12 protein-coding genes are annotated in these 13,228 nt (G+C 41.4%); 4 read left to right on the forward strand and 8 right to left on the reverse strand.

Annotated elements, in window-relative coordinates:
* Window positions 1–56: 56 nt before the first annotated feature.
* Complete coding sequence (locus H6G83_RS13385) at window positions 57–548, forward strand: hypothetical protein (RefSeq protein WP_190472679.1); 492 nt, start codon at window positions 57–59, stop codon at window positions 546–548.
* Window positions 549–932: 384 nt separating this feature from the next.
* Here H6G83_RS13385 and H6G83_RS13390 read toward each other — a convergent pair whose 3' ends face one another.
* The 4 genes from H6G83_RS13390 to H6G83_RS13405 form a co-directional block, all read right to left on the reverse strand.
* Window positions 933–1,118: a PCP reductase family protein gene (locus H6G83_RS13390; protein ID WP_190472682.1), complete on the reverse strand. Its 186-nt coding sequence runs from the start codon at window positions 1,116–1,118 to the stop codon at window positions 933–935.
* Between the two features lie 254 nt (window positions 1,119–1,372).
* Window positions 1,373–2,683, reverse strand: coding sequence for a DUF58 domain-containing protein (locus H6G83_RS13395; protein ID WP_190472686.1), 1,311 nt, complete (start codon window positions 2,681–2,683; stop codon window positions 1,373–1,375).
* 23 nt (window positions 2,684–2,706) lie between these two features.
* On the reverse strand, window positions 2,707–3,483 hold the full coding sequence (locus tag H6G83_RS13400; protein WP_199328425.1) for a CPBP family glutamic-type intramembrane protease: 777 nt from the start codon (window positions 3,481–3,483) through the stop codon (window positions 2,707–2,709).
* Between the two features lie 3 nt (window positions 3,484–3,486).
* A complete protein-coding gene (locus H6G83_RS13405; RefSeq protein WP_190472689.1) occupies window positions 3,487–4,437 on the reverse strand; it encodes an AAA family ATPase in 951 nt (316 codons plus the stop codon).
* Window positions 4,438–4,952: 515 nt separating this feature from the next.
* Between H6G83_RS13405 and H6G83_RS13410 the strand changes: the two genes are divergently transcribed.
* A complete protein-coding gene (locus H6G83_RS13410) occupies window positions 4,953–5,105 on the forward strand; it encodes a hypothetical protein (protein ID WP_190472692.1) in 153 nt (50 codons plus the stop codon).
* Between the two features lie 16 nt (window positions 5,106–5,121).
* Here the strand turns inward: H6G83_RS13410 and H6G83_RS13415 are convergent, their stop codons facing one another.
* The 3 genes from H6G83_RS13415 to H6G83_RS13425 form a co-directional block, all read right to left on the reverse strand.
* The gene (locus H6G83_RS13415) at window positions 5,122–6,213 is read right to left on the reverse strand and encodes a DUF4350 domain-containing protein (RefSeq protein ID WP_190472695.1); all 1,092 of its coding nucleotides are present in this window, start codon (window positions 6,211–6,213) and stop codon (window positions 5,122–5,124) included.
* On the reverse strand, window positions 6,210–6,815 hold the full coding sequence (locus H6G83_RS13420; RefSeq protein ID WP_190472698.1) for a DUF4129 domain-containing protein: 606 nt from the start codon (window positions 6,813–6,815) through the stop codon (window positions 6,210–6,212). Before H6G83_RS13420 ends, H6G83_RS13415 begins: the two co-directional genes overlap by 4 nt.
* 228 nt (window positions 6,816–7,043) lie before the next feature.
* Window positions 7,044–7,538, reverse strand: a complete 495-nt coding sequence (locus tag H6G83_RS13425; protein WP_190472700.1) for a DUF2243 domain-containing protein — start codon at window positions 7,536–7,538, stop codon at window positions 7,044–7,046.
* A gap of 167 nt (window positions 7,539–7,705) precedes the next feature.
* Between H6G83_RS13425 and H6G83_RS13430 the strand changes: the two genes are divergently transcribed.
* Both H6G83_RS13430 and H6G83_RS13435 read left to right on the forward strand, forming a co-directional pair.
* Complete coding sequence (locus H6G83_RS13430) at window positions 7,706–8,197, forward strand: NADAR family protein (RefSeq protein ID WP_190472703.1); 492 nt, start codon at window positions 7,706–7,708, stop codon at window positions 8,195–8,197.
* Between the two features lie 738 nt (window positions 8,198–8,935).
* Window positions 8,936–11,716 carry a GAF domain-containing protein gene (locus tag H6G83_RS13435; protein WP_242044581.1) on the forward strand — a complete coding sequence of 927 codons (2,781 nt, stop codon included), beginning with the start codon at window positions 8,936–8,938 and terminating at the stop codon, window positions 11,714–11,716.
* Between the two features lie 350 nt (window positions 11,717–12,066).
* Here H6G83_RS13435 and H6G83_RS13440 read toward each other — a convergent pair whose 3' ends face one another.
* Window positions 12,067–13,167, reverse strand: a complete 1,101-nt coding sequence (locus H6G83_RS13440; RefSeq protein WP_190472707.1) for an ABC transporter ATP-binding protein — start codon at window positions 13,165–13,167, stop codon at window positions 12,067–12,069.
* Window positions 13,168–13,228: the final 61 nt, after the last annotated feature.

Genomic DNA, 13,228 nt, shown 5'->3' on the forward strand with positions numbered 1-13,228 from the left:
TGTCAAAGCTACTATGAAGGTAAGAAACTAAAGATATAACACCAGCAATTATTCCTATGAATGCTATTTCTAAAGTTGCCTTCAAGCATCCAAGTTGGCAAACGGCTATATTGTTTGCTCTGGGCTTTTGGCTCAGTGCTAGCCTAGTTTTAGATTGGGTAATTATGCCTAGTCTTTACCTATCAGGGATGATGAGCCAAGCTGGTTTTACTACAGCAGGTTATGTAATTTTTTGGAGTTTTAATCGCTTAGAATTGTTATCTGCGGCTGTAGTTTTGACTGGCGCACTAGTTTGGCGCAAAACACATGACTATTGGAACCTAAACATTACCATTGCCGCAGTCATTCTGTTTGCGATCGCTCTCTTAAATACTTATTTCTTAACGCCCCTGATGTGTGCTGTTGGAGTTAATCTCAATTTATTTGCAACAGCATCTACTGTTCCTGCACAGATGAATCTACTACACGGCAGTTATTTTCTGCTAGAAGTGGTGAAATTGGTAGCAGGTGGCGCACTATTTTATTGGTGCTGGCGACAAGCAGATTAGTTAGAGTAGGGGACGGGGTACAGGTTGCAGCTTTGGAAGTATAATTTGTATACTTATCTGTCCAGCGATCGCTATAAATTGTTTCGTGTAGTTTTGGGAATGCACATTCAGTTAAATATTGTCAAAAAAGACACAAATTAATACTTTGTGTCTTTTTTAATTTGTATTGACAAAGCTGAGGATGGTAATTGCTAACGCTGACATTTATTTCAAATAAGCAGTCGGTATAGGTAGTTTATATCATGTCCGCTTAATCACTTATCATATCTTGGGGGTTGGTAATTGCTAATTGCTAATTGCTAATGGTAGAAAACAATTACCTATTCGCTATTACCCATTACCGACCCTAGCAACTATATCGTCAGTAATTAGCCGGACTTGATATTACTGTCCAAACTCTAATCTTGCTTGTTCCACTAACTCTGCTGTCACTATATCTTGTCCGGCTCGCCGTGCTAACTGTTCAATTCTGGCTTTGGCTTGAGAACGAGCAAAAAAGGGAATATTTTTTAACTTTGTTCTGGCTTCTGGTGTCCAGCGCAAGATATCTGTAAAGTTATTTTCTTTCATATCAGTTCACCCTTTTTTATCAAAGATTTTGACTGAAGCTTGCGACATCAAATTAGTAACAAAAGTTAACTAAAAAAACTTGGAATTATAGTAGTAGCCAGATAGGTTAGGACGTAGATAAACCATAAAATCCTTCTACCAAGCAGCTTTTAAAGCTGTTACCTGTCCCCTATCACCTGTCACCTGCTATATTTGCTATATGAAAGTTATTACACCAATTTCCTGTACCTCTAACGATTTCACAACAAATATTATTAAAGTTGATTACGGGCTTTGAGTTGTAAATATCGTTCAACTAACTGGTCGGTAATTTGATTAGCTGGTGCATCAAGCACTAAGACACCCTTTTGTTTTAACTGGGCAAAAGCTACCTGTCTTTGTGCTAGTAAATCTAAAGCAACTGCACGGTTATAAGTTTGTGTCACATCTTCGGTAAAGGTCTGTGCTAAACGGTCTACTTGAGGATCTCGCAAGGTAACACAAAATGGCAGATAGCGGGGTGCTAGTCGGGTAAGTGCAGCGAGGAGTTCTGTAGAAGCTGTGACATCAACTATATCGGTAATTACTACCACTAAGGCGCGGCGGGTTTGCTGTTTTACAACATTTGTGACTGCACCCAGATAATCTGACTCTAATAGCACTGGTTGAATGGGTGTGAGATGGTCAACTAAACGACTTAAATGATGTTGACCTCGTTCTGGTGCTAGCCATGTGTGCATGAGACGGTCAAATACACCAACTCCCACGCGATCGCCTCGATGCAATCCGGCTAGAGCTAATGATAAAGTAGCATTTAACCCCCAATCAAATCGCTGCAAACCTTGGACTTTCGCAGTCATTAACCGACCACGATCCAATAAAATTATTAACGTCTGTTCTTGTTCTGGTTCCAATACCCGCACCAACGGCGGCCCCACACGCCGGGCGGTAGCTTTCCAATCAATTAAGCGTAAATCGTCGCCTGTGCGGTAGTTTCGCAGTTCAGCAAACTCTGTACCAATGCCTAACTGTCGTGATTGTCGCATGGAACCGGATGATTGTAGTGTTAAGCGAATCGAGAGCGATCGCAACCCAATCAAATCAGGATATACTTTCACCTGTACACTTTGGGGAATCACCCAATTATCCCAAGCTAAACCCCAAGGTGCTAACTGTCGCACCTGTATATTTCCCCAAGCAAATTCTCCGCGCTGTGTTGGGTTGACAGTATATTTGATTTCTTCCTTACCTTGTAGGGGAATTGTGGCGTTGAGTGTGGATGTAGATACGCCAAAACCACTGGGGTAATAATCGCGAATTTTAATTACTGCGTCGGTCTTGGCTGATGTCACTGTTAACAATACCGGGTTATCACGCCCAATAGATAAGCGTGGTGGTAATTGACGCTCAATTTCTACCCGTAGAGGACGTACTCGCCTAGCATCAATTACCATCAAACCTAAAACCGTGATATCAAATAACACAGTCAGAGTGATACTAGCAGGAATACCAATTAACAATGAAAGGATTGGTGCGATCGCCAGTCCTAAAATTAGTAGTAAATAAACTCGTTTAGCTGGAACCATATTGTGAAAGATAAATGCAGTAATTAAGGTGTGATTTGTGCATAACCACCAAAAAAGAGTAACCAAGCTACTACAATTACCCAGTGAATAAAAACTGGAGTCCAAATAGAACCACTTTGGTAATAGGCAAAATTACAAACAATACCTAACAGGGCTACCAATAATAAAAAAACTGGATTGAGAGAGGTTTCTTTTCCAGGGGGATAAACTGTTAAACCTTCCAGGGGATGGTAAATAATAAAGCTTATTAAACTAGTAAATCCCCAGAAAAGTTGTTGAATGATTGCAGTATTTTCTGTTAGATGAGGCAGCAGTAAAACTCTGAATACAAGCTCCTCAAGGATAGCAGGTATGATCAAACAACCTGCTATGATCAGAATAATTTTTACTGGCGAGGTCAGTAAAAACTCAAACTTGAGGAAATGAGTATAAAAACCGAGAGGTAAGGCGATCGCCGTAAACAATAATAAAATTACGACTGTCGTTAACCAAGCTTGGATATTAGGCAGCGTAGAGAAAGCTAGTCTCAGCCGATATATCAGCCTTGATTTAACGGTGAACAGTAAACAGTAAGTACGGGCGGGTTGATTGAGAAATTCATGGGGAAAACAGATATGTCCGCTAAACCCGCCCGTACTTAAATCCTTTGGTGAAACACCACACCAATTGGTGGAAGGAGTATTTTGGCACTTCTTGATCCCCCACCATACGCCGACAGGATTGATAACTGATAACTGATAACTGATAACTGATTTAAGAAATCTCCACTGCTGCTGAATTTCCGCACTCATCATAGCCATGCTTTACCTTGGTACAGGAACTTTATTCACTACCGCCGCAATTACCGCATCAATTTGTAAACCATCTAGCATTGCTTCAGGTTTAAGAATCAGACGATGACGTAATAAAGGAGACGCTACCGCTTTCACATCATCTGGAGTGACAAAATCTCGTCCTGCTAACCAAGCCACAGCTTGGGAAGTTTGCAACCAAGCACCAGCCGCACGAGGTGAAGCACCCAAAGCCAAATCAGGATACTGACGTGAAGCCCTCACCAACGCTAACAAATAATCAATGATCGCTTCAGACACCTTAACGGCTTTGACTGCCTGCCTTGCTTGTAAAATATCAGCTACCGTTGCTATTGGTTTCAGACTGCTAATATCTACACGTCTTGCAGCAAAACCCGCTTGACGATTGAGTAACATTTGCTTTTCCGCAGCTTGATCGGGGTAATCTACTACTAACTTAAATAGAAACCTATCTAGTTGCGCTTCTGGCAAAGGGTAAGTTCCCTCAAATTCCAAGGGATTTTGTGTAGCAATTACCCAAAATAAATCCGGCAAAGGTAAACTTTCGCCATCCAGAGTTACCTGCATCTCCTCCATCGCTTCCAGCAACGCCGCTTGCGTCTTTGGTGGAGTACGGTTAATTTCGTCTGCTAGCAAAACCTCGGTGAAGACAGGGCCTTTTTTTAAAGTGAAACTACGATTATTTAAGTCAAAAATATTTGTTCCCGTAATATCCGATGGCAGAACATCAGGCGTAAGTTGAACCCGACGAAACTCGGCTTGAACCAACTGCGCTAAAACTTTTACCAATAGTGTTTTACCAGTTCCTGGTACTCCCTCCAAAATGATATGCCCACCTGATAATAACCCTATCAGCAGCTGTTGTATGAGGTGAGATTGTCCGACAATAATTCGATTAAGTTTTTCACTCAAGTCATTGAGGATTGAATAGGTTTTGCTCATAGGTTTTCTTTAAGACAGGACGCAGAAAGCAGGAGGCTGGAGGCAGTGGACAGTTGACAGTTGTTGTCCTCTGCTCCTCTGCTCCCCTATTCCCTACTGCCTACTCCCCAATTAGCACTTAACACATTGTGGTTAATGTACCTCATCGAAATCAGAATGGCTACATTAATCATTTGGGTAAAGTACAAAGAAGTGTTGCAAATTCAATTAACTTATATATAGCAATCCGAATTGAGTTATGAGAAAACACGTAGATTTGACATCAAACGTAAATGTAAGATTTTATCCAGCCTTGGCGATGAGAAATCGCGTCCACACAGTTAACAATTCAAAATTCGCGCATTCACGCATTCGCGCATTAAAGAAATTTTGCCTACGGCACGCTACGCGAACAGTTGGGGATTTAAACCCCAACTGAAAATTTTCTACGTACAGACGTAGGGGTCTTTAACCCTCGGAATTACGATAAAACCCGCACTTCTTGGGCTTCAGTGACCGCCTGCGCGGGTTATTCTATGAAGTCCAAGCACCATCTGGACTTTGCTTGTGTAGTAGCGAATTCCATTCGCCCAATTAGTTCTAAATTTCTCATGAATGATTTAGAATTGCTATATCAATACAGTTCAGTTAAGCCTAGATTGAGTGGCATCTTGATTAAACGCCGATAAATTTACTTAAATCAAACTATTTTATTTTGACACTCCTGAGACTGCGCCATTTTGCTAACCAACTTAATAGTTCTCCTTCACTCAAGCGGCGTTTTCGTTGTTGTAGCTTTAAGACTGCATCTAGTTCCGTGGCGGGTTTACCTGTTTTTTCTGTCCAAATGTTGAGGAGAGTTTGGGGTTCTAGTAAAACTGTTCCTAAACCCAAGGCTTTCTGTAGTTGCAATTGTTCTTCTTTCCCTACTATATCTACTACAAAGTCGCTAGATTCAGCTTTGTATAAAACTCCAGCTAATGCTTGAATGTAGGCTTGACTATTATCAATAACTGGTGTGCTTAAAGCCACAGGTTTACCAAAGCGTTGATTTTGCGCCCAAATCAGGACTAATAGTAAAATACCTGCTTGCACTAACACAACTACTACAGGTGTTTTACTGAAATAGCTCACTAAATCGCCTTGTCCTTCACTTTCCTTAACATCAGCATCTTTATAGCCGTGAATATACTCATCTATAAATAAGATTTTGCCTTTCTGGTTGACTAAACTGGCTAGGTATTGAAAATTACTTATATTATCTTGGTAGGCGTTGGCAGCTAGATAGGGTGTAGTGGCGTAAATTACTTTACCTTTGTCTTGCTGCTCTTCCCAGACTACAGCACCAAAGCGATCGCCCAACAAAACCCGTGGCTGTTTCGCTCTCTCATAACGTCTTCGCGTATCAATCTTCACTTCACCTACTGCTGATGCCTGCATGGTATGAAAATTTGCCGCACTCACCCGTGTTTTCACCCCTAAAATTACCAAATTATTTCCCTGCTCTAACCATTGTGTTTCATCTGCCCATAATTGTGGCGGTCTGAGATAACTATATACTCGGAGGAGGGTAGCTGGTCTTTGCTCACTGTTGAGATCAGTTAAAGGTTTCTGCCAACGCTCGACAGTCATTCCTTGCTTCTGCATAAAAGCATACCAAGCACCGTAACCATCGGCGGCGCGATTATAAGTAGAACCAGTGTAGAGTTTGGTATTAGGCGCAGCCATGAAAGTTAGTAGAATTATCACCCCTAGAGCGATCGCACCCAGCCAAGCAACGCGGTTTGAGCGTTTCATTTCTCTACAATCTCCTGGTAAGCTTGCCGACACTGTTCATAATTTTCTGGCAAAATCTCTGCATTGCCAAAACATAATCGCTCGTGAGTGGTAATCACAGTTTCATAAGGTTGGATGGGAGTTACAGCCGAACGTAGTAATTGCAGATATTCCTTATCGGTGCGGCTGGATTGGTGAGCGATGATTTTGGTATCATGCAAATGCTGCAAAATAGCTAAGTAAAGACAACGACAAGCTTCACGATAGTTACCTTGACGGTAAAGTGCTTGCGATCGCTCTAACAAATTCGCCACCGATACATCTGAACTAAGTATTTTCACTCGCTCCCGACCAGAATTACTAATATTCAGCCAAGAATATATGTAAGGTCTAAATTCCCCCCATAACCGCCACACCACCACCGCTACAAATAAACCTAATAGCAGCCAAGACAAAAAATTCAACAAACTACCCACCCAAGGAGGAAATTTCCAAGCAGGATTCCAATTTGGCAAAGCTTGCTCAAAGCGATATGACTGGTATTCTAACCATTCTCCCACTTGCTGCTGAAACTGAGAAAACTGCCAGTCCCAACCGCCTTTTTCAAAATTATCTGTAGACATCAAGTAGTTGCAAAAAATTAAATTCATCGTTGGGAGTGGGGAGTGGGGGAGATGAGGGAGTAGAGGAGCAGGGGAGCAACCCACCCCTAGCCCCTCCCAGGAGGGGAACGGAGCAGAGGAGCAGGGGAGCAACCCACCCCTAGCCCCTCCCAGGAGGGGAACGGAGCAGAGGAGCAGGGGAAAATAACAATTGTCACCTGTCAACTGATAACTGGTAACTGATAACTGTCAACTGTCAACTGTCAACTGACTATTGCCCTTTTGTAGCATCATCCACCCGATAAAAACAAGCAACGCCCCCAAAAATAGAAATCCCAAATCCCAAGCCAATTGATGCGTGCCTGGTTTTACATGATGAATACCGAGAATTTGATGATCGATTATTCCTTCCACTACGTTGAACAACCCAGCACCCATGAGCAGAGAACCGCCAAAAGTTTGTGATGACCACACCACGTCTTTGCTTCCTCCAGCCCGCCACAGCAATACCACTCCGGTAACAGTCAAAACCCAATCCAAAGCATGAAACAACCCATCCCATACCATGTTTAAATCTAAATTAGAGTCTGTGGTTAAGGGTCGAACATTGCTTAACATATGATGCCACTGGAGAATTTGATGCAACACAATACCATCTACAAACCCTCCCAAACCCAAACCTAGAAAAATTCCCGCAGAAATTAGTGGTAGACGCTTGCTGAATAACCCACTATTTGCTTCCATTGTCAACCTCTCAGGCGGTTTTTTCATCAAAATATTACTTTTTGCTAGCAATATCTTCTGCCTTGAGGCAAATAATAAGTTTCAAACTCAAGTTGCTGACTTCTTGCTGACAACTACAGGCATTATAGAAATAGAAATATATATGTCTATAAAAGAGCAATTTTTCAATGACTATTTACTTTTATAAGGTTTGGCAGCCTTACGGTTGTTTTTCCAACTTTTCCCCCCATCACATTGAAATTCAGGGGCAATACTGGTTAACAGTAGAACATTATTATCAAGCGCAGAAGTTTGTGGGCAGTGTAGATGCTGTAATTATACCTATGATTCGTGCTTGCGAAACTCCAGAAGAAGCGGCAGCTATGGGGCGATGTAGCAGTCGTAAACTGCGCCCAGATTGGGATTTAGTCAAAACTACAGTCATGCGAGAAGCTGTACTGAAAAAGTTTCTCACTCATGCTGATATCAGAGAAACACTTTTAAGTACAGGTAATGAGGTTTTGGTAGAAAATTCACACTGTGACTATTTTTGGGGCTGTGGCGCGGATAAAACTGGACAAAATCATTTGGGTAAAATTCTCATGAGTGTACGTGAGGAAATTCGCAAACAACAGTTTTTGACGGCAATTTCTAGTGAGTGTTTAGAAAATAGAGGTTAGGAATTAGAGACTAGAGATTGCAGGAAGAGACTGTCAATATTTTGATTTACTTGCTGATGATGTTGGTTGTGGGAAGATTCCCAACAAGGACGATGCCTAACATTCCGGCTAGCACCAACGCTCGGCAAACTTTTTTAGAGATGAAAAGGTATTGTTATATAATCGCAATTCTTCAGATATTACTGTCCTACTTTTCTATTACAAAAAAATTATTCATCAGCCCTTAGTTATACCTGGGACTGATTGTCTATTATCCACGTTGGTGCTAAGGAGCTTGAATAGCAGTAATTACTTACTGTCATGAATAATTAAATTGAATTTGCAAATGCAAAAAGCGGCTGAGTGCTTTTTTGGCATACTTTACCAATAATTTTGAGTATTATCACAAATTCTTATAAAAATAAATTTATTTACGTATGAAATTGCCAATTAATTTCTAATTTAGATAATTTCACCGAACACATACGAGTGTAAAAAAGTTAAAATTAATAGGGTATTTATATGGATAGTTGCTGACTTGCATCTATTGAAGAATCAGGGATAGTGTATCTTCATCGGAAATAAGAGTAAGATTTTGCCTAATATCAATTCTCTGTAAAGATGTACATAATAACACCCCCCCGTAGTTACACGCCACTTGCTACAAAGGGGGGACGGCGTAGCCGGGAGGTAAATATATGCAGCTTCACAGAAAATTGGTATAAGCATCTTATATTTATCGTCTAGGTGTACTAAGTAATGAAATCTGTGGATAATCAAGGTAGTGTTTCAACGCCATTGGAGCAAGAAAGTATATTGCATCGGATGATTGATCGGATTAGGCGATCGCTAGAACTGCAAGACATATTAACAGCTACAGTTTCCGAAATCCGCGCCTTTCTGGCAACAGACCGGGTAATGATCTATCGCTTCGATGCGGATGGTAGCGGGGAAGTAGTTGCTGAATCTATTTATGAGCAGCGTCTACCTTCCTTGCTAGGGCTACACTTTCCTGCTGATGATATTCCCCAAGAAGCCAGAGAAATGTTTGTCACAGTAAGACAACGTTCGATAGTAGATGTGGCTACTGGACGCATCGGCTTATCCCCCTTTCAGCCAGCAAATTCTTCACATCCGCAGACTGAGAACATCGCCTATCGTTCAGTAGATTCTTGCCACTTGCAATATTTACAGGCGATGGGCGTGCAGTCTTCCTTGGTATTGCCAATTTTGTTGTGCGATTTGATTACACCCTCAGCACCGACGCAATTATGGGGGTTGCTAGTTTCTCATCATAGCCAAGCAAGGACAATTTTGAAACGAGAACTGAAATTAGTGCAGCAGGTAACAGATCAGGTAGCAATGGCGATCGCCCAAAGTAATCTATTGACTGAAACCCGCGCCCAGCAAAGGCGAGAAGCAATTATTAACAAAATTAATAGTCTGTTACATAAGCAACCAGTCATTCATTTACAGGCAGCATTAGAAGCGGCGATCGCAGCTTTGGGCGGTACTGGTGGTAGACTCTATATTAATGTTGAACAAACTAAAGAACTATATACTTGCGGCAAACAACCAAGTTTATCCGATGAGTTAGGTTATAGTATTCTGGAAAACCATCCAGTGTGGCAAAACTGGATGAGTGAGTATAAACCAGGAGATATATCGGCAATTACTGATATTTACAAAGAAACTCGATTGCGGGTTTTAGCTACTGCTTTCCAATCTACTCGCCTTCGGGGAATGTTAGTCATCCCCCTACATTATCGCCAAGCCTTGATTGGGGCAATCACCATTTTTCGTCCCGAATTTGATACAGAAATTTTATGGGCTGGTAGATGTGAACAGAATAAACGCCAACGCCTACCCCAGCTTTCCTTTGACTTGTGGCGTGAAGAAAAAAAAGGGCAAGCACCACAATGGAGTGCAGAAGAAATTTCTCTAGCAAAAGTTCTTGCATCTGACTTTGCTATCGCAATTCACCAACAACACACAACCCAAAAATTACAGGCGTTCAATAATAATTTAACAGAGCGAGTTCAAGAACAAACTGCTGAACTAGAAAAATCATTTCTCTTAACCACAGTCCTCAAGCAAGTTACGCAGCAAATCCGCAAGACTTTAGATTTAAATACTATCCTGCAATCTATTGTTAAGGAAGTGCGTTTTTTACTCAATTCAGATAGAGTAATAATTTACAAAATTACAGATGAAAATGGCGAAATCGTTGTTGAAGAAGTAAGCGGTAATTGGGATTCAGTGTTAGGGCTGAAATTGCCATTGGCTTGCTTTCCTGATGAGTCTGTTCGTCTTTTCTTTCAGGGTAGGGTGAGGGCAATTAATAACGTCTCAACCGATACATTAAGTTCTTGCCATCGAGAGTTTTTAGAGAGTTTGCAAGTGCAAGCTAACTTGATAGTACCAATTAATATGAACAACCATATTTGGGGATTAGTAATTGCCCATCAATGCAGTTCCCCCAGAGATTGGCAAGACGTAGAGATTGATCTATTACAACAATTAGCAGATCAGGCAGCGATCGCCATTCAACAAGCACAACTTTATGAACAAAGTTGTGTAGCAGAAGCAGAAGCTAAAGCTAAAGCCCAGCAGTTAGAACAAGCTTTGTATCAACTGCAAGAAACCCAGACCAAATTAATCCAAAATGAAAAAATGTCCAGCTTAGGACAATTAGTAGCAGGTATTGCCCACGAAATTAACAACCCTGTCAACTTCATTCACGGCAATCTTTGCCACGCTAGTGAATATACTCAACAAATACTAGAACTTTTAAAACTTTATCAAGCCCATTATCCCCAACCCCCCGACGAAATTGACAAAGCCATCGAAGCGATCGATTTAGATTTCTTACTAGAAGATTTGCCGAAAATCATCACCTCCATGCAGGTAGGTGCGGATCGCATTCGTTCCATTGTGCTTTCTTTAAGAAATTTCTCCCGTTTAGATGAAGCTGAAAATAAGCCCGTTGACATTCATGAAGGCATTAACAACACTCTATTAATTTTGCAACATCGGCTGAAACCATCTGGCAATTATTCAGGAATTAACATAGTTAAAGATTACGGTAATTTACCATTAATAGAATGCTATGCCGGACAGATGAATCAAGTATTCATGAATATTATTAGTAATGCCATTGATGCTTTAGAAGAATCAAGTTTTCATGATGAAATGTCAGGTGTAAATAGTAAAATTGGCAAAGGCAAAATGTCTGCTGTCAAAGAAAACCAGGCAAATAAACATCCGCAAATTCATATTTCTACTAAACTGTCGCTAGATGAATCTCGTCTGCTAATTCGTATTGCTGACAATGGCCCAGGGATGACGGAAGAGACAAAAAAGCGAATTTTTGACCCATTTTTCACAACTAAATCAGTAGGTAAGGGTACAGGACTAGGTTTAGCTATTAGTTATCAGATTGTTGTAGAAAAGCATCATGGTGTTCTGGAATGTATATCTGAATTAGGCAAGGGTACAGAGTTTTGGATTGAGATTCCTGTCACATTAGCAAGCAAATGAGTCTTAAGAAACACAGGTGATAGGTGACAGGGGACAGGTGATAGGGGACAGGGGACAGGGGACAGGGAACAGGTTCAAAACTTGCTGACTGTAAAGATTTTGTGATTCATGAATGTCCTCACCTAACGTGAGTTCGACAAGCGTTGTTTTGACCTCTCCCCCAACCCCTCTGTCTTGAAAAGTTCTGATCGCCGGAAGCCGGCGCTCAGACTTTTCGCTCCTACGAGGAGAGGGGAGTAATACCATTTCTTCATAAAGCTGCACTTAATACCCTAGCTGATCTAGAATTCGCCCATCATCTGCAAAAGCTAACCCTAACCCCCAGCCTGTTACCTGTTCCCTATCCCCTTCTATTCATGGGGTGATATTCTATATCCAGTTTTGGGATCGAAAACAAACAACTGATTTAAATCAAGTTGTAGAGAAAGGCGATCGCCTGGATGTAGACGCACATTTCCCCCCAATTGTACATTTAAAATTACTGTCGAATCGGGTAAACTGACACGAATTAACGTTTCCCTCCCCAAAGGTTCGACAACTTTCACTTCGACTAACAGTCCTGAGTTTTCTGTACTGTTTGCGTCAGAATTAATTGAGATGTGTTCTGGACGGATACCCAAATCGACACTTTGTCCAGAACGAATTGGTAAATTCTCCCTCACAGATGGGGGAATTTCTAATAACTGTCCATTGACATCAAAACCATTACCCTTATAAATTGCAGGCAGAATATTCATCGGTGGATTACCTAAAAAAGTTGCCACCATTTGATTAGCAGGAAGAGCATAAATTGCTTGAGGTTCACCAATTTGTTGAATCCGTCCGCCATTCAATACCACAATTTTATCAGCCAAAGTCATCGCCTCGACTTGATCGTGAGTAACGTAGATAGTTGTAATGCCTAATTGTTGATGTAACTGCTTTAACTCTGCCCTAGTATCATCGCGTAATTGGGCATCCAAATTTGATAAAGGTTCGTCTAGTAAAAATACTTGTGGTTTACGAGCGATCGCTCTTCCTAATGCTACCCGTTGTTGCTGACCACCCGACAATTGTTTGGGTTTGCGATCCAACAGATGATCCAAAGAAAGCGATCGCGCCACATTCACCACCCGTTCTTGGATAGTCTTGGGGTCAAATTTCCGCATCTTCAACCCAAAAGCGATATTTTCCGCCACCGTCATGTGGGGATAAAGAGCGTAATTTTGAAACACCATCGCCACATCTCGCGCTCTGGCGGGGATATTATTCACCAAGCGATCGCCAATATACAGATTACCTGATGTCGCAGTTTCTAAACCAGCGATCGTTCGTAAAATTGTAGACTTACCACAACCAGAAGGCCCCACCAAAACCCAAAACTCACCATCAGGAATATCAAAGGTGATATCCTCAACGGCGATGACATTGTTAAACCTACGCTTAATATCTTCTAAACGAACTTTTGCCATAGTAATTGGTAATTGGTAATTGGTAATTGGTAATTGGTCAACAGTCCAAAGCTATTCTTCC

This window comes from Anabaena azotica FACHB-119 (assembly GCF_014697625.1).
In the GTDB taxonomy this organism is placed as follows: domain Bacteria; phylum Cyanobacteriota; class Cyanobacteriia; order Cyanobacteriales; family Nostocaceae; genus Trichormus; species Trichormus azoticus_A.